Annotated in this window: 21 protein-coding genes and 1 tRNA gene; 14 read left to right on the plus strand and 8 right to left on the minus strand. The window is 68.8% G+C overall.

The annotated features are described in order from the left end of the window. Nucleotide 1: 1 nt before the first annotated feature. Nucleotides 2-1,078, minus strand: coding sequence for a glycosyltransferase family 2 protein (locus ACIQJ5_RS05645; protein WP_402841705.1), 1,077 nt, complete (start codon nucleotides 1,076-1,078; stop codon nucleotides 2-4). Between the two features lie 62 nt (nucleotides 1,079-1,140). Between ACIQJ5_RS05645 and ACIQJ5_RS05650 the strand changes: the two genes are divergently transcribed. Beyond that, nucleotides 1,141-2,424 carry a CDP-glycerol glycerophosphotransferase family protein gene (locus tag ACIQJ5_RS05650; RefSeq protein WP_402841708.1) on the plus strand — a complete coding sequence of 428 codons (1,284 nt, stop codon included), beginning with the start codon at nucleotides 1,141-1,143 and terminating at the stop codon, nucleotides 2,422-2,424. Nucleotides 2,425-2,470: 46 nt separating this feature from the next. Here the strand turns inward: ACIQJ5_RS05650 and ACIQJ5_RS05655 are convergent, their stop codons facing one another. Both ACIQJ5_RS05655 and ACIQJ5_RS05660 read right to left on the minus strand, forming a co-directional pair. Then, nucleotides 2,471-3,445, minus strand: a complete 975-nt coding sequence (locus tag ACIQJ5_RS05655) for a hypothetical protein (RefSeq protein WP_402841710.1) — start codon at nucleotides 3,443-3,445, stop codon at nucleotides 2,471-2,473. A gap of 2 nt (nucleotides 3,446-3,447) precedes the next feature. After that, nucleotides 3,448-4,140, minus strand: a complete 693-nt coding sequence (locus tag ACIQJ5_RS05660; protein ID WP_402841713.1) for an NTP transferase domain-containing protein — start codon at nucleotides 4,138-4,140, stop codon at nucleotides 3,448-3,450. Nucleotides 4,141-4,384: 244 nt separating this feature from the next. Here ACIQJ5_RS05660 and ACIQJ5_RS05665 point away from each other — a divergent pair, with 244 nt between their 5' ends. From ACIQJ5_RS05665 to ACIQJ5_RS05675, 3 genes are read left to right on the plus strand one after another with little or no spacing between them, the layout of a single operon-like run. Next, nucleotides 4,385-6,577, plus strand: a complete 2,193-nt coding sequence (locus ACIQJ5_RS05665) for an ATP-binding cassette domain-containing protein (protein WP_402841716.1) — start codon at nucleotides 4,385-4,387, stop codon at nucleotides 6,575-6,577. Then, the gene (locus ACIQJ5_RS05670) at nucleotides 6,553-8,115 is read left to right on the plus strand and encodes a hypothetical protein (protein WP_402841719.1); all 1,563 of its coding nucleotides are present in this window, start codon (nucleotides 6,553-6,555) and stop codon (nucleotides 8,113-8,115) included. Before ACIQJ5_RS05665 ends, ACIQJ5_RS05670 begins: the two co-directional genes overlap by 25 nt. Nucleotides 8,116-8,173: 58 nt before the next feature. Next, nucleotides 8,174-8,440, plus strand: coding sequence for a DUF3039 domain-containing protein (locus ACIQJ5_RS05675; protein ID WP_231089700.1), 267 nt, complete (start codon nucleotides 8,174-8,176; stop codon nucleotides 8,438-8,440). Between the two features lie 52 nt (nucleotides 8,441-8,492). Here the strand turns inward: ACIQJ5_RS05675 and ACIQJ5_RS05680 are convergent, their stop codons facing one another. Further along, nucleotides 8,493-9,818: a nicotinate phosphoribosyltransferase gene (locus ACIQJ5_RS05680; RefSeq protein ID WP_402841723.1), complete on the minus strand. Its 1,326-nt coding sequence runs from the start codon at nucleotides 9,816-9,818 to the stop codon at nucleotides 8,493-8,495. Between the two features lie 116 nt (nucleotides 9,819-9,934). Between ACIQJ5_RS05680 and murI the strand changes: the two genes are divergently transcribed. From murI to ACIQJ5_RS05700, 4 genes are all read left to right on the plus strand, one after another. Continuing rightward, nucleotides 9,935-10,759, plus strand: coding sequence for a glutamate racemase (gene murI, locus ACIQJ5_RS05685; protein WP_231089702.1), 825 nt, complete (start codon nucleotides 9,935-9,937; stop codon nucleotides 10,757-10,759). A gap of 54 nt (nucleotides 10,760-10,813) precedes the next feature. Beyond that, nucleotides 10,814-11,545 carry a ribonuclease PH gene (gene rph / locus ACIQJ5_RS05690; protein WP_402841727.1) on the plus strand — a complete coding sequence of 244 codons (732 nt, stop codon included), beginning with the start codon at nucleotides 10,814-10,816 and terminating at the stop codon, nucleotides 11,543-11,545. Further along, the gene (gene rdgB, locus ACIQJ5_RS05695; protein ID WP_231089704.1) at nucleotides 11,542-12,147 is read left to right on the plus strand and encodes an RdgB/HAM1 family non-canonical purine NTP pyrophosphatase; all 606 of its coding nucleotides are present in this window, start codon (nucleotides 11,542-11,544) and stop codon (nucleotides 12,145-12,147) included. Before rph ends, rdgB begins: the two co-directional genes overlap by 4 nt. 74 nt (nucleotides 12,148-12,221) lie before the next feature. Next, entirely contained in the window at nucleotides 12,222-13,142 is a 921-nt protein-coding gene (locus ACIQJ5_RS05700) for a cation diffusion facilitator family transporter (RefSeq protein WP_231089705.1), read from the plus strand. A gap of 16 nt (nucleotides 13,143-13,158) precedes the next feature. On the opposite strand, the gene ligD is transcribed toward ACIQJ5_RS05700, so the two are convergent. Continuing rightward, entirely contained in the window at nucleotides 13,159-15,522 is a 2,364-nt protein-coding gene (ligD, locus tag ACIQJ5_RS05705) for a non-homologous end-joining DNA ligase (RefSeq protein ID WP_402841731.1), read from the minus strand. A 97-nt stretch (nucleotides 15,523-15,619) separates the two neighbouring features. Between ligD and ACIQJ5_RS05710 the strand changes: the two genes are divergently transcribed. Continuing rightward, nucleotides 15,620-16,444, plus strand: coding sequence for a Ku protein (locus ACIQJ5_RS05710; RefSeq protein ID WP_231089707.1), 825 nt, complete (start codon nucleotides 15,620-15,622; stop codon nucleotides 16,442-16,444). Nucleotides 16,445-16,492: 48 nt separating this feature from the next. Here ACIQJ5_RS05710 and ACIQJ5_RS05715 read toward each other — a convergent pair whose 3' ends face one another. Both ACIQJ5_RS05715 and ACIQJ5_RS05720 read right to left on the minus strand, forming a co-directional pair. Further along, entirely contained in the window at nucleotides 16,493-17,176 is a 684-nt protein-coding gene (locus ACIQJ5_RS05715; RefSeq protein ID WP_402841734.1) for a DedA family protein, read from the minus strand. Between the two features lie 47 nt (nucleotides 17,177-17,223). Continuing rightward, a tRNA-Leu gene (locus tag ACIQJ5_RS05720) sits at nucleotides 17,224-17,305 on the minus strand. Between the two features lie 151 nt (nucleotides 17,306-17,456). Between ACIQJ5_RS05720 and ACIQJ5_RS05725 the strand changes: the two genes are divergently transcribed. The 3 genes from ACIQJ5_RS05725 to ACIQJ5_RS05735 all read left to right on the plus strand — a co-directional run bounded on the left by ACIQJ5_RS05725 (nucleotide 17,457) and on the right by ACIQJ5_RS05735 (nucleotide 20,561). Beyond that, on the plus strand, nucleotides 17,457-18,605 hold the full coding sequence (locus ACIQJ5_RS05725) for a CpaF family protein (RefSeq protein WP_402841737.1): 1,149 nt from the start codon (nucleotides 17,457-17,459) through the stop codon (nucleotides 18,603-18,605). 151 nt (nucleotides 18,606-18,756) lie between these two features. After that, on the plus strand, nucleotides 18,757-19,620 hold the full coding sequence (locus ACIQJ5_RS05730) for a type II secretion system F family protein (RefSeq protein ID WP_231089710.1): 864 nt from the start codon (nucleotides 18,757-18,759) through the stop codon (nucleotides 19,618-19,620). Further along, nucleotides 19,617-20,561, plus strand: a complete 945-nt coding sequence (locus tag ACIQJ5_RS05735; protein ID WP_402841740.1) for a type II secretion system F family protein — start codon at nucleotides 19,617-19,619, stop codon at nucleotides 20,559-20,561. The genes ACIQJ5_RS05730 and ACIQJ5_RS05735 overlap by 4 nt, the downstream gene beginning before the upstream one ends. A 304-nt stretch (nucleotides 20,562-20,865) precedes the next feature. Here the strand turns inward: ACIQJ5_RS05735 and ACIQJ5_RS05740 are convergent, their stop codons facing one another. Continuing rightward, nucleotides 20,866-21,309 (minus strand): hypothetical protein, encoded by a 444-nt coding sequence (locus ACIQJ5_RS05740; RefSeq protein WP_402841743.1) that lies wholly within the window; start codon nucleotides 21,307-21,309, stop codon nucleotides 20,866-20,868. Nucleotides 21,310-21,554: 245 nt separating this feature from the next. On the opposite strand from ACIQJ5_RS05740, the gene ACIQJ5_RS05745 reads away from it, so the two are divergent. Both ACIQJ5_RS05745 and ACIQJ5_RS05750 read left to right on the plus strand, forming a co-directional pair. Continuing rightward, nucleotides 21,555-21,818 (plus strand): hypothetical protein, encoded by a 264-nt coding sequence (locus ACIQJ5_RS05745; protein WP_402841746.1) that lies wholly within the window; start codon nucleotides 21,555-21,557, stop codon nucleotides 21,816-21,818. A gap of 14 nt (nucleotides 21,819-21,832) precedes the next feature. Beyond that, the gene (locus tag ACIQJ5_RS05750) at nucleotides 21,833-22,195 is read left to right on the plus strand and encodes a hypothetical protein (protein WP_402841749.1); all 363 of its coding nucleotides are present in this window, start codon (nucleotides 21,833-21,835) and stop codon (nucleotides 22,193-22,195) included. Nucleotides 22,196-22,206 lie beyond the last annotated feature (11 nt).

Consider the following 22,206-nt stretch of genomic DNA (forward strand, 5'->3'; position numbering starts at 1 on the left):
TTCAGGGAAGGGGCGTGTTGCGCCCGCCCAGGCGCGAGGTGTCGACACTGGCGTGGGCGCCGCGCAGGAAGCCCGCGAAGAACCCGACGCCCCACGACAGATGCATGGTGGGCAGCACTGCCAGTGTCCACAGCCTGTCTCGGACGGTGTTTCCGCCCAGTTGTGTGGTGACGGCAGCGAGGATCACGAGAACGTACGCCACCACCGGAACATGCACCACCGAGAGGATCACGCTGGTCGCGCCGGAGACGACACCCGTGACCTGGAGCAGAGCCACGATGACGGAGAGCGCCACATCCAGTACCAGCAGCGGCGGCGCGAAGAAGCGCAGGGAGTTGCGGCGCCCGAATCGCCGGACGAGCTCGCCACGCCACGTTCCCGTCGCGAAGAACTGCCGGACCAGTCGGGACCAGCTCTCCCGGGGCCAGTACGTGACGGAGAGCTTCGGATCGAACCACACGCGGTGACCCGCCTGCCGTAGCCGCAGGTTGAGTTCCCAGTCCTCGCCGCGGCGGATGCTCTCATCGAACAGGCCGACCTGCTCGATGGCGGCGCGGCGCATGACGCCGAGATAGGCGGACTCCGCCTCGCCCTCGTCGCCGCCGCCGTGATAGCTACCGCCGCCGAGCCCCACGGGGGAGTTGTATGCCCGCGCCACCGCCCCCTGGAAGGGGGTGCGGCCGTCGGCGTGCATGACGCCGCCCACGTTGGCTGCCCCGGTCCGTGCCAGCGTCTCCAGCGCACGGCGGGCGTAGCCGGGCGCCAGCTCCGAATGAGCGTCCACGCGGATGATCACGGGGAAGCGTGCGCGGCGGATCGCCAGGTTCAGGCCGACCGGGATGTCGGCCTGGGGGTTGTCGACCAGCACGATGCGCTCGTCGCTGTCCGCGAGGCGGTGCGCCAGGGCCGTGGTGCCGTCGGTTGATGGTCCCAGGGCCAGCACCAGCTCGATCGGGCCGTCGATGCGCTGCTCCAGCACCGTGAGCACCGCGCGCTCCAGGTAATCGAGTTCGTTGAGCACCGGCATGACGAACGAGACTCCGTCGGCGGGGTCCACCGCCGGCTCTCTGTCGCGCATTGTTCGATCATCGCATGCGCTCGGCCACGCGGTGGTCCAAGCCGCTCCGGTATTCTGACGTGATGCCCCTGCTTTCCGACGCCCGCAAGGCCGTCGCTCTGATCCGCCGTGCGATCGCCTCGCGCAGCGCGGTCATCGAGGTGCGCCAGCGACTGCGCGCCGAGGGAGCTCTTGCGCCACACCACTTCCAGATCGCCGTCTACTTCGCCGACAGCGATGTGAACATCTACCAGATGCGGCAGTGGTACAAGCCGTTGCAGCGCCTGGCGGAGCGGTGGCCCGTGATGATCCTCGCTCGCAACGCGCCGGGTGCGGCCGCCCTGCTGGAGGAGAGCGGACTCCCGGTCGCGTTCGTTCCGAAGGTGGGCGACCTGGAGAGCGTGATCTCACAGCAGGACATCCGGATCGTGCTCTACGTGAATCAGAACACACGGAACTTCCAGATGTTCCGCTACGGCCGCCGCTGGCACGTGTTCATCAATCACGGCGAGTCCGACAAGATGTACATGACCACCAACCAGTACAAGGCCTACGACTATGCGTTCATCGCGGGCGAGGCAGCACGTGAGCGTCTCGGCCGTGTGCTCTGGGACTACGACCTGGACCGCCGGACGCTGGAGATCGGCCGGCCCCAGGCGGATCACTTCGGTGGCACGTTGCCGTACACCGCCGATGACCGGACGGTGGTGCTCTACGCACCCACGTGGGAGGGCGATCGCCCGACCGCCTTCTACGGCTCCGTCGTCACCCACGGCGAGAAGCTGGTCTCGGCGTTGCTCGCCACAGGGCGTCACCGGGTGATCTATCGCCCCCACCCCCGCTCGGGCGTGGAGAACGAGGCGTTCGGCGCTGCGAACAAGCGCATCATCGCCGCTCTCGCCGCCGCCAACGCGGCCGATCCCTCGGCGCAGCATGTCTACGACGACGGCCCGGAACTCGGGTGGCAGCTCGCCGCCGCGGATGTCGCCGTCGTCGACATCTCCGCGATGGTCTACGACCGCCTCGCCACCGGGCGGCCCCTGTTCGTCACGCGCCCGGCGGATCCGCGCGCGGACGTGGACACTGCCGGATACCTGAGTGACTGCGAGTGGCTCACGGTGGACCAGGCGGATGACATCGTCGCGCAGATCGAGCGGGTCCAGCACGATGAGACGGCCACAGCCCGCCTCGCCCTCTGGTCTCGCCACTACTTCGGTGACACGCGGCCCGGTGCGTCGACGCAGCGCTTCCACGCTGCGATCGAGCTTCTCCTGGAGCGCTGGCAGGAGTACAACGACGCGGAGCTGTCGGCGCGCCGCGCCGAGGCGGTCGACGAGCACGATCCCGACGAGGTCGAACCGGACTGAGGGCGCGCCCCGTTCCGGCCGGAGAGTGCCGCGGCCGACCCGCCCGTCAGGGCGAGTCGTTGTCCGCGTCGGTGATCTCCGCGGGGGCGGTGCGATCACCGGTGCGGGGACGAGAACGCCGGAGCGCTCCGGCCGCGGCCGCACCGGCTCGGCCAGCTGCCCGGCCGCCCGATGCGGCGACCATGCCGAGCGCGCGTGCCGCGCCGCGAGCGGCATGGCCGATGTGGGACTCCAGCGGCTGGGAACCGGGCCTCGGTTCGATCTCTACGGGCATGGTCATCGGCGCCGGGCCGAAGGCCGTCCGAGAGGATGACACCACACGTCGGCCGAGCAGATGGTTGCCACCGCCGCCGACGACCGCGCCGATGCCGAATGGCATCACCTTTCCGACCACCGAGGCCCCGCCGATCTTGGTCAGCTGAGTGACGGCGAGGTGCTTCAGGCGGTCGAGCACCGGCCCCATCGCGGCGCGCGGGATCGTCTTGGTGATGAGATCGCCCCAGAACGTTCCGCGCGCTGTCGCTCGTCCGCTGGCCTCTCCGGCGAACTGACGGATGAGAGCGGTGCCCTCGCTGCCGAGCATCAGCGTGAGCACGAGCGCCCGCGCACGATCCGGGTCGGTGAGGCGAATACCGTGGACTTCGGTCACCGACTGCGCGAACAGCGCCGTCGCCTCCAGGAATCCGATGGTCTCGGCGCCCGAGATAGCCAGAGCGATGCCGGTTCCGACCCCGGGCACCACGGCCGTCGCGCCCGCCGCGGCACCCGTGGTGGTGACGGCCGCGAGATAGCGGCGCTCCAGGATGCGGATGAGCTCATCCGGCGTGGCGTCGGGATGGCGCAGCCGGATCCCGCGGAGATGAGCGATGACCGCCGGCCGCTGCACACGCAGGGCCATGTCGATCGTCCGGATCAGGGTCGACGCGTCGGCGTGCGTGCCGGAATCACCTCGCGGGGGCTCACCACCCTGCCAGGGGGAGTCCGCCGGAAGGGAGTGGATCGTGTGGACCTTCCGCGCCATTGTCAGACGAAGAGGTTCGCCCGCTCGAGATCCTCGGCGAAGTCGACCTCCACCGCGTAGAGGTCGGAGATGTCCATGGCCTCGACGCGGATACCGTCCTCGGCGATGGCCAGTTCCAGGCCGCGCTCGAAGTAGTCCTGGTCGTCGACGCGCGTGAGCTGGCGGATGAACGCCTTCTTGTCCGCTGCCGAGATGTAGTTGATGCCGACGGCCTCGCCCACGCCACCACGAACGGTCTTCGAGAGTTCAGCGATGGCGCCGTCGGCGGAGAGGGTGTACTTGACCTCTTCGTCGCTGACCTTGGAGGTATTGACGGTGACGAACGACTGCTCCCGCTCGATGAGCGAGATCGCGCGGCCCAGCACGCGCGGATCGAAGACAACGTCACCGTTCATCCAGAGCACGCCGGACTTGCCGGTGGCCTGCAGGGCACGCAGCAGGCTCTTGGAGGTGTTGGTCTGGTCGTAACGATCGTTGTGCACGTAGTCGGCCTGCGGGAACGCCTCGACGATGGTCTCGGCACGGTAGCCGACCACGGTCGTGATGCGAGCGGCGGAACCGAAGGCGGCACGGATGTTGTCGTGCTGCTGCTGCATGATGCTGCGGCCGTCGGACAGCTCGGTCAGCGGCTTCGGCAGCGAACGACCGAGACGCGAACCCATGCCGGCAGCCAGAATGACAGTCTGAATCTTCACGCTCTTATCGCTCCTCGATACGGTGTTCACCGCCGGTTCACCGGCAGGACACACCCTCGTGTCTGGACCATGGTACTAAGATTCCGCGCGTTGTGGCTGTGAAGCCGCCCTGTCTCGTCTCCCGGGGGCGGCGAACGGCGCTCACGGCGGCTCCCTGACCCCAATTCCTCACGACTTCGACCCCAATTCCACACAACGCCGCCGAGCTCGGGAACGGTCAGGATCCGGTTGATACGTTGAGACGATGAGCACGGCGCCCAATTCCCCTGACGATGTCGATGACCCCCAGGGCGCCCCGGTGAAGCCCACGGCGGCTTCGGCAGGAACGCCCGCGGCGCGTACGGCGGGGACCGGGGCGAAACGACCGGGGGCAAAGAAGGCGAGCCCCCGTTCGCGCACCGCGACCACGTCTACGGGCTCCGCATCTGCACGAGCCGGGAAGGCGGCGACCGCGCAGCCCGTCGACGAAGAGGGTCCGGAGGCGAAGCCGTCGGCGCGCACGACGTCGGCCACGGGAAAGACGGCTTCGGGAAAGACGGCTTCGGGAAAGACGGCCGCAGGAAAGAGCCCTACGGCAAAGAGCGCTACGGCAAAGACCGCCACGGCGAAGACGGCCACGGGAAAGCCAGCCGCGGGAAAGCCAGCCGCGGGAAAGCCAGCCGCGGGAGAGACCGCCACGGCGAAGACCGCCACGGGAAAGACCGCGGTGAAGCCTGAGCCGGCGAAGCGACCCGGGTCCGCGTCCGCACGAGCCGCGTCGAAGGCGACGCCACGCTCCCGTGCGGCGGAGGCCGAGGTGGATGACGACAACACGATCACAGCTCCGCGGCGTCCCGCCGCCCGCAAGACGGCAGCCGGCACCGCGAAGTCCGGCAGCGCGTCTTCCTCGTCCCGGACGACGCGCCAGCCGGCGAAGAAGACTGCGCCCCGATCATCTGCCGCGCGCTCCGCACCAGACGCGGCAGCCGGTGGCGGTGGCCCGGAAGCTGTGGATTCCGTAGCATCGTCCGAAGACGCCGTCATCACGGGCGTCGGTTCGGACAGGGGGACCACTGACGTGACGAATGAGGCGGCCGAGACCGCGGACGGCGCTGCCGCGACGGAGACGGTCGACGCGCCCTCCGGTGAACCCTCACCCGGCGGTGACGCTGTGACGAGCGTGATCGACGCCCCGGCGGATGCCGATGCGGTGGCCAGCGGCGGCACACGATCTCTTGCCGATGCCCTGACGGACGCTGCTGAGGCCGACGATGGGCCTGATCCTGACGTATCCACCGCGGATCTCCCCGGCGATGCGCAGGGCGAAGATACGCAGGGCGCAGATGCGGAGGACGAGGGCGCGGAGCACGTCGCTCCCGCTCGGGACGGCGCGAAGACCGCTCCGGAGGTGGATGCCGTTTCCGAGGAGGATCCCGCTCCCACGGACGGCGACGCGGACCTGAACGAACTACTCGGTCTCGATCCCGACACCGACACCGACACCGACGCCGGTTCCGAGAAGGACGGCGATGTCGCGAGCGACGCCACGGCGCCGGGAAGCACCGCCGATGAGGCAGCGCACGATGCGTCCCCGGCATCGGCCCATCCCGAGGCGCATCTGCTCGCGCCGCTCGTCGGTGCGTCGCCGCGGAGTCGCCCCGCCGCGGTTACCGAGTCCGCCGAGCCCGTGGACCCCGCCAGCGCGGTCCTGGTGGCACGCGGGCTGGTGAAGGACTTCGGCGGTACCCACGCCGTCGACGAGATCGACCTGACCGTGCCGACGGGCAGCTTCTACGGCATCGTCGGACCGAACGGCGCGGGAAAGACCACGACCCTGTCCATGATCTCCGGTCTGCTGCGTCCCGATCGGGGGAGCATCACCGTGGCCGGCATCGACGCACGCCAGCGTGCGCGGGCGGCGAAGAAGCTCATCGGCGTGCTGCCCGATCGCTTCCGCACGTTCGATCGCCTCACCGGTCGTCAGCTGCTGCACTACTACGGACTGCTCCGGGGCCTGAAGCCGGGAGTGGTCGACAAGCGGACCGCCGATCTCGCCCGTGCCTTCGACCTGACGGATGCGCTCGGGCGTGCGGTGTCGGACTACTCGGCCGGCATGACCAAAAAGGTCATGCTCGCGGGCGCGATGATCCACAGCCCGCGCCTCCTCGTGCTCGATGAGCCGTTCGAAGCCGTCGATCCCGTTTCCGCGGCGGTGATCCTGGAGATCCTGTCGCAGTACGTCGCGGGTGGCGGCACCGTCATCCTGTCCAGCCACACCATGGAGCTCGTGGAGCGGGTCTGCTCGCGCGTGGCCGTTGTCGTTTCCGGCCAGGTGCTGGCGGAGGGCACCGTCGAGGAAGTCCGGGGCGATCTGACCCTTGAGCAGCGGTTCGTGGAGCTCTCCGGCGGGCTCACCGAGGTGGAGGGGCTGGAGTGGTTGCACACGTTCTCCGACTGAGGCTCGCGCTGCTGTTCGGCGCGGTCCGCGGGGACCGGGCGCAGAGCACCCGCAACGTCATCGGCGCCCTTCTGCTGATCGCCGCAACGGCGGCGGTCTGCACGGCGATCCTGTCTCTTCGTGCCGACAGTGGTGCCGTCGCGCATGTGGTGTCCGTCCTGGCCGGGTCCGCCCTCGCCTTCGGTGCGGCGGTCGGCCCCGCGGTGGCGGGAGTCGAGGACCAGCTGGCTCCGCGGCGCTTCGCCGTGTTCGGCATGTCGCCGCTCCCGCTCGCGGGGGCGCTCCTGCTGGGCATGCTGGTCTCGCTGCCCTCGCTCGCACTTCTCGCGGTCGCCGTCTCGCTCATGATCATGTGGACGAGCCAGGGTGTGCCCGCCGGCATCGCGATCGTCTCACTTCTCCTCGCCTTTCTCGCCTGCCTGGTGGTGTCGCGGCTGAGCATGGCGGTGGCGGCACGGTTCGGACGCGACCGGCGCAGCCGCGAGATGACGGGCCTGCTCGTGCTGGCGCTGGTCATCGTGATCGTTCCGGTTGCCGTGTTCCTCGCCTCGCTGCAGTGGCGGGGTGTCGTCCCGAGCCAGCTCGTGACCCTCACGGAAATCCTCTCCAATACCCCGTTCGGTGCACCCTGGGGGATCGCCGGCCATGTCCTGCGTGGTGACAGCGCTCTAACGGCGAGCATTCTGATCACTGCCGGCACCCTCGTGGTGCTGGTCGGTGCCTGGTTCCTCGTGGTCCGGCACGCCCTCACCACGACGGAGCGCCCGCAGACCGGTCGCGAGCGGGGCCTCGGCTGGTTCAGCGTGCTTCCAGGCAACGCGATCGGCGCCGTCGCCGCGCGGTCACTCGTCTACTGGACGCGGGATCGCCGCTACATCGTGAATGTGGCGGTCGTACCCATCGCCTCCGTGATCGCGGCCCTGCCGCTGCTGGTCGCGGGGGTGCCGCCGCAGGTCGTGGCCCTGGTGCCGGTGCCGATCATGGCGCTGTTCCTCGGATGGATGCCCCACAACGACATCGCGTACGACTCGACCGCGATCTGGCTGCACATCGTCAGCGGCGTCCGGGGTCTCGCCGATCGGATCGGGCGCCTCGTGCCCATCGTCCTCATCGCCGTGCCGCTTCTCGCTGTGGCGATCACGGTGTCGATCGCGCTCTACGGCCGGTGGTCGATGCTTCCAGCGCTGGTGGGCGTGGCCCTGTGCCTGTTCCTCACCGGCCTCGGCCTCTCCTCCATCTCCTCGGTCGTATCGCCCTACCCGGTCACTCGCCCGGGCGACAGCCCGTTCCAGCAGCCGCAGCGAGCGGGCTCGGGAATCGGCGCTCAGGCCCTGGTGCTGATCGGCGCGATCCTGCTCAGCATTCCCGCGCTCGTCGCCGCTCTGCGCGCGGTCGATGCGGACCTGCCCGCAGCTCTCGACGCGCTGTGGATCGGGCTCGGCATGGGCATCGGCGTGCTCGCCGTGGGCGTCGCTCTCGGGGCGTTCCTGTTCGAGCGTCACGGCTCGCGCATCATGGAGTTCGCTGAGGCGATCTGAGTCCGCGGAATCACCAGACGATCGTCCCGCTCCGTGATGCGGGCGGTACGATGGGCCCATGAGCACTCCGCTGGATCACCCCGACCAGGGCGGCATCGCCACCCTCGACCGCGAACTCGAAGAGCTCCTGCGTGAGGAGCACATCGAGCCGGGAGATCATGAGCGCTTCTCGCACTACGCGAAGAAGGAGAAGATCCTCGAGTCGGCTCTGACCGGCAAGCCGATTCGCGCGCTGTGCGGAAAGAAGTGGGTGCCGAGCCGGGACCCGGAGAAGTTCCCGGTATGCCCCGACTGCAAGAAGGTGTACGAGTCGCTCATGAGCTAACTCGCGCGAACGGCCCGCCGGATCCGGCGGGCCGTTCGTCATAGCTGGAGGGCTACTGCGCGTCCTCGAAGACTGTCGGGATGATCGGATCGGACTTGCTGAGCGCAAGCCCGCGTACCGGCAGTTCCTCGCGCACCATCGCGTGGTGTTCCCGGGCAGCCGCAGTTCCCGCCGGTCCTTCGAACGACGCGTCGATGTCGCCGTGATCGACCAGACGTACCTGCAGGGCTCGGGAATCCGGATGCGCGCTCGCCGTCTCGACCGGTTCGAACCCGTCGGAGACCACCACGAGCTCGGTGGTGGCCTTCCCGCGCTCCAGGCGGCGGAACGCGGCCTTGCGACCACCGGTGGAGGCCTTGTCCGCGCTCTTCTTGGCCACCGCCACCCATCCGCCGTCATCACCCTGACGTGCCACCAGCTTGTAGACCATGCTGGCGGTGGGATAGCCGGAGCCGGTGACCACCGAGGTGCCCACGCCGTAGGCGTCAACGGGTGATACGGCCAGAGCGGCGATCGCGTACTCGTCGAGATCGCTCGTCACGGTGATCCGCGTGTCGACGGCACCGAGAGCGTCCAGCTGGGCACGGACCTCCGCGGCGACAATGGGGAGGTCACCGGAGTCGATGCGCACGCCGCCGAGTCCGGTACCGGCCACGCGGATCGCGAGATCCACGCCCGCGGTGATGTCGTAGGTGTCTACCAGAAGGGTCGTCCCGACGCCAGACGCCTCGATCTGGGAGCGGAAGGCCTGCTCCTCGGTGTCGTGCAGCAGGGTCCAGGCATGGGCGGCGGTGCCCATCGTCGGAATGCCCCAGCGGCGTCCGGCCTCCAGATTGCTGGTGGCTCCGAACCCTGCGATGTAGGCGGCGCGCGAGGCCGCCACCGCGGACTCCTCCGCCGCGCGGCGCGCGCCCATCTCCGCGAGGGGGCGATCTCCAGCCGCGACCGACATGCGCGCCGCGGCCGTGGCAACGGCAGAGTCGTGGTTGAGGACGCTGAGGGCCAGGGTCTCCAGGATCACGGCCTCAGCGAAGGTGCCTTCGACGGTGAGGATCGGCGAGCCGGGGAAGTAGAGCTCTCCCTCCCGATAGCCGGTGATCGACCCGCTGAAGCGGTAGCCGGCCAGGTAGCGCAGGGTCTCGGGGCTGACGACCTGGTTGTCGGTGAGGTAGCGCAGCTCGTCATCGCCGAAGCGGAAATCACGCAGCAGGGAGAGCAGACGTCCCGTGCCGGCCACCACGCCGAACCGCCGCCCGCCACTCAATCTGCGAGAGAACAACTCGAACACGCAGTTGCGGTGGGCGGTGCCATCACGCAGTGCCGCATCCAGCATGGTGAGTTCATATCGGTCTGTCAGCAGCGCGGAGGAGCCGGTCATGCTCGGAATCCTACTCGCGCGCACAGCGCCCACCGAGCCGCACCCTCCGAGGGCGCAGCGACGAGCCGTGCCGCGCGACGCGGGTGATGCATGCGGCGGCGTAGGCTGGACCCATCATGTCTGACGCACCGATCGGGATCTTCGACTCCGGCGTGGGCGGGCTCACGGTCGCTCGTGCGATCGGGGACCAGCTGCCGAACGAATCGTTCGTGTACATCGGCGACACCGCCCGCACTCCCTACGGTCCGCGCCCGATCGCCGAGGTACGTCAGTTCTCCCTCGAAGTGCTGGACACACTGGTCGATCAGGGCGTCAAGATGCTCGTGATCGCCTGCAACACCGCGTCGGCGGCCGTGCTGCGTGACGCACGCGAGCGTTACGACATTCCGGTGATCGAGGTCATCAACCCCGCTGTGCGCACGGCGATCGCCACCACGCGCAACGGGCGGGTGGGCGTCATCGGCACCGCCGGAACGGTGTCATCCGGCGTCTATCAGGACATGCTGGGCGTGGACTCCCGCCTGACCGTGTTCGCTCAGGCGTGCCCGCGTTTCGTCGAGTTCGTGGAGGCCGGGATCACGAGTTCGCCTGAGCTGCTTCGCGTGGCGGAGGAGTATCTGGCTCCGCTGCGTGACGCCGGCATCGACACCCTGGTGCTCGGGTGCACGCACTATCCGTTCCTCAAAGGCGCCATCAGCTACGTGATGGGCCCCGAAGTCTCCCTCGTCTCCAGCGATGTGGAGACCGCGAACGACGTCTATCGCACGCTGGTCACGCGCGGCGAGCTTGCTTCCCCGCAGTCCCAGCCGACGCGCACGTACGAGGCGACGGGCACCAGCGAAGCCGAGTTCGTCGCGCTGGCGCGGCGTCTGATGGGAGCCGAGGTCAATCGGGTCCAGCTCGTGAACACCGCCGCCATCCGCCTTCCCCAGAACAGCTGACTCGCCCGCCCGGCGGCTGAGCGGCATCCCATCCCTTCGAGAGGACGCAGACCCATGACCGAGATCGTTCGCGCCGACGGCCGCGCCACCGACCAGCTCCGCCCCGTCACCATCGAGCGCGGCTGGAGCGCCCACGCCGAGGGGTCGGCGCTGGTGAGCTTCGGCGGCACGCGTGTGCTGTGCACGGCGTCGTTCACCAACGGCGTTCCTCGCTGGCTGACCGGCAAGGGCAAGGGGTGGGTCACGGCCGAGTACGCGATGCTGCCGCGCGCCACGAACAGCCGTAACGACCGTGAGAGCGTGAAGGGCCGTGTCGGCGGACGCACGCACGAGATCTCCCGTCTCATCGGGCGCGCACTGCGTGCGGTGGTCGACACCAAGGCGCTCGGGGAGAACACCCTCGTCATCGACTGCGACGTGCTCCAGGCCGACGGCGGCACCCGGACGGCCGCCATCACGGGCGCCTACGTTGCGCTCGCGGACGCCATCGAGTGGGGGCGCGAGAAGAAGTTCATCGGGCAGAAAGCGCAGCCGCTGATCGACTCGGTCTCCGCGGTGTCTGTCGGCATCATCGATGGCACGCCGATGCTCGACCTGGCCTATGTCGAGGACGTCCGCGCGGAGACGGACATGAACGTCGTGGTGACCGGTCGCGGACTGTTCGTCGAGGTGCAGGGCACCGCAGAGGGTGCTCCCTTCGACAAGCGCGAGGTCGACGCGCTGCTCGACTTGGGCGTCGCGGGCTGCGCGAACCTGCGCGACATCCAGACGGCGGTCCTGGCGTGAGCGTCGATCGCGTCGTCCTCGCCACCCACAACGCGCACAAGGTGGCTGAGTTCCAGGCCATCGTCGCGGCGGTCCGCCCCGACCTCACCGTCGTGGCGTACGACGGACCCGAGCCCGTGGAAGACGGCACGACCTTCGCCCAGAACGCACTGATCAAGGCACGGGCCGCCGCCGCGCACACGGGCCTGCCCGCCCTCGCCGACGATTCCGGCCTGACCGTGTCGGTCCTGGGCGCCGCTCCCGGCGTCTTTTCCGCGTACTGGGCCGGGCACCAGAAGGACGACATCGCGAACCGGCGCCTGCTGCTCGATCAGCTCAGCGATCTCGCCCCCGAGCACCGCACCGCGTTCTTCACCTCGGTGATCGCCCTCGTCACGCCCGGCGGCGACGAGCACACGGTCGAGGGCATCTGGCCCGGGCGCCTGGCGACGGTGGAGAGCGGTGAGAATGGCTTCGGTTATGACCCGGTGTTCCTCCCCGAGAATGCGGACGGCACGCCGGGCACCCGTTCCGCGGCGGAGCTGAGCCCCGAGGAGAAGAACGCGCAGTCGCATCGGGCGCGAGCCTTCGTGGCGCTGCAGCCGCTTCTCGCCGCGCTCTGACGCTGATAATCGTCCTCATTCCCGACTAGGCGAAACGGCCCCGCGCACCCGTGCGGCCCGCCTAGCCTGGAGGCATGCACGATCACGCACCGTCCACCGGAATCCGGGGAGCGGCCAATCGCCGCCTGCTGGCGATCTCGCTGACCATCACCTCGACCGTCATGGTCGTACAGGTCATCGGAGCCATCCTCTCGGGCTCGCTGGCGCTGCTCGCGGACGCCGCCCACATGTTCACGGACGCGTCGGCACTGGTGATCGCGCTGATCGCCAGCGCGGTCGCCGCCCGTCCGGCGGACGATCGACGCACGTTCGGCTATCAGCGCGCCGAGGTGCTGGGTGCGCTGATCAACGCCGTCATCCTGGGAGTGCTGGCCATCACCGTGGGCGTCGAAGGCGTCCAGCGCCTGATCAACCCGGGCGAGGCGGAGGTGCAGGGCGGGCTGATGCTCGTGATCGCGGTGGCCGGTGCCCTGGCCAATGCCGTCTCGATGTGGCTGCTGTCGGCGGCGCAGAAGAAGTCGATCAACGTCCGCGGGGCATACCTGGAGGTGATGGGTGATCTGATCGGGTCGGTCGGAGTCATCATCGCCGCCATCGTGATCCTCACCACCGGCTGGGTGCGTGCCGATGCCATCGCCTCACTGTTCATCGCCGCGATGATCCTGCCGCGCGTGTTCACGCTGCTGCGCGAAGTGATCTCCGTGCTGGCGGAATCGGCACCGAAGGGCACCGATATCCCCGACATCCGCACGCACATCCTGGGCTACCCGGGCGTGCGCGCCGTGCACGACGTGCACGTGTGGCAGCTGACGCGGGGTGCGCCGGTGTTCACTGCACACGTCGTCGTGGACGCCGATGTGCTGAGCGATGGGGGAAGTGCACGGATGCTCGCCGATCTGCAGGGCTGTCTGTCGCAGCACTTCGATGTGGAGCACTCCACCTTCCAGCTTGAACCCGACGGTCACGCCGAGCACGACGACGTCGTCCACCGCTGAGACGGTCCGGGAGTCCTCAGGTCTCCCGGACCACCGAGGCGGGGTCGACGTCGGGGCGCAGGCCGCGCCAGCGCGCGTGGCGGAGGTGCCCGTTCGGACTCCAGTCGGCGAACTCGACCTCGCCCACCAGCTCGGGACTGACCCAGATGGCGTCGGACGCGTCCGCAGCCGGGACGTCGCTGAAGGGTGGCTCCGCGATTCCCAGAGGCACGAGGCGGCGCAGGAGCGCGGCTGCAGCCTCCTCGCTGAATCCGGTGCCGACACGCCCCGCGTAGTGCAGCGTGCCGTCGCTCTGCCACACGCCCATCAGCAGGGAGCCGATCGCGCCGGTGCGGTTGCCCTTGCCGGGGCGGACTCCGCCGATGACCACGTCCTGCGTTGCGGTGATCTTCACCTTCAGCCAGGACTCGCTACGCACGCCCGGTCGATAGGGCGAGGCAGGATCCTTCACCATGATGCCTTCCAGGCTGCGCTCGGACGCGGCCTCGAGGGTGGCCGCGACATCGTCGAACACGGGCGGGACGACGATGGCCGCCCCCGCATCCGCCGCGATGCGCTCCAGCGCCCTGCGGCGGTCGCGAAGCGGACGGGAGGTGAGGTCTTCGTCGGCGTGCAGCGCGTCGAAGAGGAAGTACGACACCGGGGTGCGTGCGGCTTCGCTCTCGATCTCGAACGCCTTGCTGAGGTGCATCCGATTCTGCAGGCGCGGGAAATCCGGTCGTCCACTCGCGTCCAGGGCGACGATCTCGCCGTCGACGATCGCGCTGGCAGCGGCGAACCGTGCGGATCCCTCGGCGGCGACCTCGGGGTAGCGGGCGGTGATGTCCGCTCCCGTGCGCGAGAACAGGCGCAACCGCGACTGCGACCACACGCCGATGACACGCACCCCGTCCCATTTGAACTCCACCCACGATCCCCAGCGGCGTGCAGCGGCTGTCGCAAGGGGAGACGTGCTGCCTACCGCGAGCATCGGCGCCGTGAAGCCCGTGGGGGCAGGCGCCGGCGCGTATCTCGTGGTCTGTACCGCGGAGCGAGTGCGGTGCAGCAGCCACGTCGACTTCTCGCCGCTGCCGTCGGTGCGAAGCAGCGCGATGCGCACATCGTTCGCCGGGCCACTGCCGCGGAGGGTCACGATGATCTCGTCGGCGCGCCACTTCTCCAGATCGTACGCCCCGCTGTCCCAGATGGACATCGTTCCGGCGCCGTAGGCGCCCGCGGGGATCGTCCCGGCGAAGCCCAGGTACGCGATCGGGTGGTTCTCGGTCTGCACCGCCAGCACGTTCTGCTCGCTGGTCTGGGGCAGCCCCTTCGGGACGGCCCAGCTCACCAGCACCCCGTCGTGTTCCAGGCGCAGATCGTAATGCAGGTGTGAGGCGTGGTGCTCCTGGATGACGAAGCGCCGGCTCGCCGTGGGAAGGGCATCGGGCGACGTGGGCAGGGGCTCCGGCGTCGGACGGGTGCGCTTGGCGAGGTAGGACGCGAGGAGGCCAGGTGCCGGATCGAGCGCCGCCAGTAGATCGCCCTGATCCGCCACCCGATCCAGGACCTCGGTGAACTCGAGCTGGCGCAGCCCCGTCGCCCCGAGCTCCTCCCAGGTGCGCGGTGCCGCGACCGTGGGGCGCAGGCGACCCCGGAGGGAGTACGGGGCGATCGTGGTCTTCTTGCCGTTGTTCTGGCTCCAGTCGATCAGCACGCGACCCACTCGCGCCGCTTTCGCCATGCCGCTCACCACCAGATCGGGCCTATCCTGCTCCAGAGCGCGCGCGAGGGCTTTCGCCACGGCGCTGGTCTGCTCGGACGATGCTGTGCCGTCGAGGTGCGCATAGAGGTGGATGCCGGAGCCGCCGCTGGTGAGTGCGAAGGGTTCTAGCCCCATGCCCCGCAGCAGGTCGCGGGCGAGGAAGGCCACTTCGGCGCACTGGGCGAGTCCGGCTCCGTCGCCCGGGTCGAGATCGAGCACGAGACGATCGGGGAACGCCGGCTCGCCCTGGGGGCCGAAGCGCCACTGCGGTACGTGCAGCTCGAGGCTGGCAGACTGGGCGAAGTACACCAGCGTCGCGGCATCGGTGACCAGCGGGTAGTCCTTGGTCCCGGTGCTGTGGTCGATGCCGCTGCGAGGGATCCACGACGGCGCGCCGGGTTCCAGCTGCTTGGCGAAGAACGGCTCCTCGGGCGATGCCGCGGTGCCGACACCGTCCGGCCAGCGCTTGCGCGTCACCGGGCGGCCGAGGACGTGTGGGAGCAGCGCCGGCGCGATGCGCGCGTAGTAGTCGATCAGCTCGGCCTTGGTGGTTCCGGTCTCCGGGTACAGCACCTTGTCGAGGTGGCTGAGGCGCAGGGAGCGCCCCTCCACCTGCACGTTCACCGATGCCTCTGCCACCTGGTCAGGTTAGGTCATCGATCGTTCGGTCCGCGGGTCCGGCGCGCATTCGGCCTCGGGGTGGCAGAGGGGCATCGCGGTGGTGTGTACTGAGGCCATGCGCTCCATCTGGAAGGGTGCCGTCACCTTCGGCCTCGTCAACGTCCCGGTCAAGGTCTACTCCGCCACGGAGGACCACGATGTCTCCCTGCACCAGGTGCACAACGCGGACGGCGGGCGAATCCGCTACCAGCGCATCTGCGAGCTGGATGGCGAGGTCGTGCCCTTCTCCGACATCGATCGTGCCTACGACAACGGTGAGCAGACGGTGATCCTGACCAAGAGCGACCTGGATGCGCTGCCGGCGGAGCGCAGCCGCGAGATCGAGGTGGTGGAGTTCGTCCCGAACACCCAGATCGATCCGATCCTGCTCGATAAGCCGTACTACCTGGAGCCGGACAGCAAGTCGCCGAAGGCCTATCTGCTGTTGCGCGAGACGCTGGAGCGCAGTGATCGCACCGCGATCGTGCGCTTCACCCTCCGGCAGAAGACCCGCCTGGCGGCGCTGCGCGTCCGTGGCGATGTGCTCGTGCTCCAGACGCTGCTGTGGGCTGACGAGGTGCGTGAGCCGTCGTTCGCCTCGCTCACCGACGCCGAGCCGGTGTCGGAGAAGGAGCTGGAGCTGTCTGCGGCCCTGGTGGAGACGTACGCGTCCGATTTCGATCCGGCGGCGTTCACCGACGAGTACCAGACGCAGCTGCGCACGCTGATCGATGCGAAGCTCGAGCGCGGCGACGCCGTCGACACCGAGGAGACCTTCGGTCCGCGGGGCGAGACCGGGGGAGCGGAGGTCATCGATCTCATGGACGCGCTGCGGGCCAGCGTGGAGCGCTCTCGCGCCGCGCGCACGGACAAAGCGGGTGACGAGGCCGCCGCGGGGTGAATGAATGATGCCCTGCCGGATCCGGCAGGGCATCATTCATTTCACGCGTCAGAGCGTGGGCTCCTCGGAGGCGGTGGCGGCCTTTTCGCGAGAGACCTTCCGGCGCTCGTTGAGGTAGTGCACCAGGGTCACCAGGGCCGATCCCGCGACCGCGGCGATCAGGATGACGTCGATGTACTGGGTGACGAAGTCCGCGACCCACGGGATGTAGGCGATGAGGTAGCCGACGAAGGTGAGGCCGAAGCCCCACAGGATGGCGCCGATCAGGTTGTAGAGGCTGTACCGCTTCCACGGCATGTGACCGACACCGGCGGCCACCGGTGCGAACGTGCGGACGATCGGCACGAAGCGCGCCAGGATCACCGTGATCGGGCCGAAGCGCTCGAAGAAGGCATTGGTGCGGGCGACGTTCTGTGTGCTGAACAGGCCCGAGTCCTTCTTCTCGAAGATTGCGGGGCCGCCCTTGTGGCCGATGTAGTACCCGACCTCACCACCGATGAACGCGGCGACACCGATCAGCAGGCTGACCCACCAGATGTTCAGACCGAAGACGTTGTTGGTGTGGGTGAGCAGTCCGGAGATGATCAGGAGCGTGTCACCGGGAAGGAGGAATCCGATGAGCAGACCCGTCTCCGCGAAGATGATCGCGCACACCACGAGCAATGCCCACGGTCCGGCGGCCTCGATGATGACCTGTGGGTCGAGCCACGGGATGAGTCCGAGCTGATGCACTGGCGGATTCCTGTTCTGGTCTGGCGGCAAGAAAGGCCGTCTGGCCGTGCGGGTGGTGGGACTTGAACCCACACGCCCTGAGGCACAGGAACCTAAATCCTGCGTGTCTGCCAGTTCCACCACACCCGCGCGAATTCGATTCTATGCTTTCCGCCCCGTTCCCACTCTGGGGAAGTGCCGGGGGAGAAGCTGTGATCCTGCCATGAATGGGTGACTGCACCGCCCGGGGGACTGTGGACAAGCGCGGCGGTCGCTGGGCGGCTGCGGTCAGGATGTCCGCATGCCGTCCGCCCCCTTCGTCTTCTCCGAGGTCACCGAACGCGTGCGCGACCGCCTGCGGGAGGAGCGCATCGATCCCGCACAAGACCGCGAGCGGGCTCGGCAGGTGGCGCGGACGGAGATCCGTCGTCACAACGATCGCGCCCTCGCGCGAGGAGACGGCGTGATCGACGACGAGGCGCACTGCCTCGCGCAGGTGCTCGCATCCGTCGCCGGGTTCGGCGCGCTGGAGCCGTATCTGGCCGATGACTCGATAGAAGAGATCTGGATCAACGCTCCGGATCGGATCTTCGCCGCTCGGGACGGGCTTCCGCTCCGGCTGCCGCTGGTGCTCACCGAGGACGAGGTGCGCTCGATCGTGGAGCGCATGCTGAACGCCACCGGCCGTCGCGTGGATCTGAGTCAACCGTTCGTCGATGCCTCGCTCCCGGACGGCTCGCGGGTTCACGTCGTCATTCCCGACGTGGTCCGCGCGCACTGGACCGTGAACATCAGGAAGTTCCTCTCCCGATTCCGTGATCTCGATGGGCTGGTCGAGGCGGGAGCGCTGCCGCGCTCACTCGCCTACAACCTGACGCAAGCGATGACGCAGGGGGCCAGCGTCCTGGTGTCCGGTGCCACTCACGCCGGCAAGACCACGATGCTGAGTGCGTTGATCGCTGCCGAACCACCCGCACACCGGGTGATCACCGTGGAGGAGACGTTCGAACTCGCGGTCGACGCCGTGGACGTCGTGGCGATGCAGGGCAGGCAGCCCTCGTTGGAGGGCACCGGCGAGATCCCGCTGCGCCGGCTCGTGAAGGAAGCTCTCCGCATGCGGCCGGATCGGCTTGTCGTGGGGGAGGTGCGGGATGCCGAGGCGCTGGACCTGGTCCTCGCACTGAACACAGGCGTGCCCTGCGCCGCGACCATTCACGCCAACAACGCCGCCGAGGCACTGGACAAGCTGATGTCGCTCACCCTGCTGGCGGGGCGGAACGTGGATCGGGGATTCGTCGCACCGGCGATCTCGCGCAGCGTCGATCTGGTCGTTCACTGCGAGCGTCGGGCGGACGGATCCCGACGCGTCGCCGAGGTGCTCGCCCCGGAGATAGACGCCGTGGGTGAGCCCGGGGTGCGGGTCCTGTACCGTGCGGAGCGTGCTGCATGACTGCGCTCCGGGAGAGGTGCTTCGCCGTGGGTGCGTGCGGGGTACGAGTCCGCTATCGGAACGGGGCGCGCCGCATGACTGTGCCCTGCGTGATCTGCTTCGCCGCGGGGGAGCCCGGGGCACGCGTGCTCTACCGTGCGGAGCGCGCCGCATGACTGCGCTGTGGGCGATCTGCTTCGCCGCCGGAGTGCTCTGCATCGCCTCTGTGTGGCTCTGGCCGCGCCGGGCCCCGCATGATGCCGTCGAGAGCCGCCCGGCCTCAGCGATGCGCACGCTGCTGGCAGAGGCCGGGGCATCGTCGCTCTCGCCCGGCGCGCTTCTGATCGGTGCCGCGATGTGCGCGCTCGTCGCCGCGTCGGCGGTATGGGTCCTGACACGGTTGCCCGTGCTCGCGGCACTCGCGCTCCTCGCCGGCGCGGTCGTCCCGTTCTCCGTGCTGCGCGCCCGGCGAGCGCGGCGGCATCAGGATCGGCGGTCGGTGTGGCCCGACGTCTGCGATCTGCTGGTCGCCTCGGTGCGCGCCGGGCAGAGCCTGCCGGACGGCGTGGCCGCGCTCGCGGACCTGGCACCGCAGCCCGTGCGAGCCGAGTTCGCGCGGTTCCGCTCAGATCTCGCAGCCTCGGGGCACTTCGACTCTGCGGTCCTTGCTCTCAAGGAGCGTCTGGCCGATCCCACCGCCGATCGCATCGTGGAGACGCTGCGGATGGCGCGTCAGGTGGGCGGTACGGAGCTCGCCAACGTGCTGCGCTCCCTCTCGACGGCGGTGCGGGCCGAAGCGGCGGTGCGCGGCGAGGTGACGGCGCGGCAGTCCTGGATCCGTGGCGCGGCGGTCGTCGGCGTGGTGGCACCCTGGGTCATCCTCGGACTCCTGGTCGCGCGTCCCGAGGGAGCAGCGGCCTACTCCACCCCGATGGGTGTGGTGCTGATCGCGGTGGCAGCGGGCGTGTCGTTCGTCGCCTACCGGCTGATGCTGCGCATCGGCCGGTTGCCGGAGCAGCGGCGGTGGTTTCGATGACCGCTGCACTGACTGATGCCGCGATCGCCGTGCTGCTCGGCACCGTTCTCGGAAGCGGGCTCTGGTCGATCCTCGCCGCGCTGCCGCGCTGGTCGGCTCCGCAGTTGGTCCGACGCATCGCCCCCTACGTCCGCGACATCACGGACCCGGCAGGGACGAGTCTGCCCGCACCCGCTCTGATCGACCCCGCCGCCGGACTGACGGCCCTGGTACGGGTCGGTTGGCGGGCGTTTCGCCGTCGGCTCGTGCCGCTGCTGGGAGGGACGACCGTGCTGGCGACACGCCTGCGGCGCGCGGGATGGAAGGCGGATGCGGAGCGGTTCCGCGAGCGGCAACTGGCGCTCGCCGTCGGTGCCGCGGCGCTGGGAGCCCTCGTGACCATCGGGCTGGCGCTCACCGGACGTTTCACCATCCCATCGCTGCTGCTTCCGATCGTCTTCGGTGTCGCCGGCTTCTTCGGCACGGACGTCTGGCTGACGCAGGCGGTGAACCGGCGCCGTCAGCGCATCGAGGACGAACTGCCCACCGTCCTCGACTTCCTCGCGCTCTGCTTGGCCGCGGGCGAGAGCCTGCACGACGCGGTGAAGCGCACCGCCTCGGTCGGCGTCGGTGCGCTGGCCGGGGAACTCCGGGCCGTCACCGTGGAGACCGGGACCGGATCCAATCTGGCGACAGCGCTCGCGGCGGCGGGGGAGCGGATCGGGGTCCCCGGTGTGAGCCGGGCCTTCGATCATCTCCTGTCCGCGCTGGAGCGGGGTGCACCGCTGGCCGCCGTGCTTCGCGATCAGGCGACCGATGCTCGGGAGGATCGGAAGCAGGGGATGCTCGATCAGGCCGGTCGCAAAGAGGTCACCATGCTGTTCCCGCTGGTGTTCCTCATCCTGCCGCTCTCCGTCCTGCTCGCCGTGTTCCCCGGAATCCACCTCCTGCGCCTGGGGTGATGCGCGCGGGGACTGTGCCCGGCCCCGCGCGTCCCGCCGTCCGCAACACCGCGCTCAGCCCGCTCTGTGATCCGTGATCGCCCAGTGTGAAACTGACATCCGGCCGCTGCGGCAGAGCTTCGCCCGCGGTTATGTTCTGCGGTTCGGGGGAAGTGAGTCGTGCAGCCGCAGTCTGGAAATGATGCAAACGTCGAACGAGATTCGTCCGTCAGGAAGGTGTATTTCCCGTCAGGACGGCGGATTACCTGCCGAACGCGCCTCTTGCCGCTCTCTTTCCGCCGCTCTGCCCAGGCATCGGTGAGTTCTATCGCTCGGGCATCCGGGTACCGAGCCAGGCCTTCACGCCATCGAGTGGAGTTGTTTCCGTGGTGCCGTAGTATCTCACCTCGCGCGAGAGCTGGGCATCCAGTTTTCCGCTACCCGGCTCGTAGTAAATGCGATACTCCGTCGGTGCCGGAATGCCTTCACTGTCAAAAGCCGCAGTCGCCCCAGAAAAGTCTTCATTCATGAGACGCAGCACGCTCTGCTGACGTTCGATGCTGTTCTCTGCGCCTACGAGGCGCCCGGCCCAGACGATCGCACCCTTTTGCTCGAACAACGGCACGCTGAACAGCCGGCCGCCCGTGCCGATGCGCTCATGCAGACCATAGAGGTAGTACGCACTCACATCGGGAGCTGCTCCGACGTACTCTCTCGTCAACGACACCCATTTGGAGACCAGGTCATTTAAGATGAGCTGTTCTGACATGATAGCTATTGCTCCAATATGTACTGGTTGGGGATGCCGTTAACGGCAGCGCCTTCGCCCGAGCCTCCGCCCGCGCGACATCCTCCTGAATCCGTGCCAACGACTCCTCAGGATTGCTGAACGCCATCGTGCCCCCCTCTGGCACTGGGAAGCAAATGCGTCCGCTCCCGCTCCCGCTCGCGCAATGCACCCCCATCGGTCGGTGGAATCCGCCGCCTGCGGCTAGATTCTGCGACGATGGACGAATGACCCTTGACGACCCGAACGCGCGTCTGCAGGCCGTGCTCGCCGACCATGCCGACACGGACCTGAGTGATCGTCTCGCCGCGCTTGCCGTGGACCTGCGTGATGGCGCCGGCATGGATCAGCGCACGATGTTCACCCTGTTCAACCGGGCACTCGCGGCCAGCGACGAAGAGGACGACACCACCCGGGTTGCGCTGGAACTCGTCATCGACCGGGTGAGCGGCTGGTGCGAGCCGCACCGGCGCATCTTCCCCGAACCGTGAACGGCGCAGGAGGCGTGACGCTCCGTCGCGGGCTCGGCGTGGTGCTCGTCGTCGGCTTCGGTGCTCTGCTGATCTTCGCTCTGGTCTCGCCGGGCCTCCCGATCACGGTGCCGATCCTCGCCTCGGCCGGAATTCTGAGCGGGCTCGCGATGTCCATGCGCAGTCGATGGGCACACGTGATCGACGCGTGTGCGGCCGCCCTGATCGGCGTCGTCTTCCTCTCATCCGGGATTCTGGGACTGCTCGCCGCGCAGGACGGCATCCTCAGCTCGCTCCTGATGACGGCACTCGGTGCCGGATGCTGTGTGGCAGCGGTGCTGCGGGTGCGAGCGCACCGACGACTCGGACTAACGCGACAGCGCCCGGACGACGAATGACGTGTGGCCCG

The sequence above is a fragment of the Microbacterium sp. GXS0129 genome (assembly GCF_044769785.1).
GTDB lineage: Bacteria > Actinomycetota > Actinomycetes > Actinomycetales > Microbacteriaceae > Microbacterium > Microbacterium nymphoidis.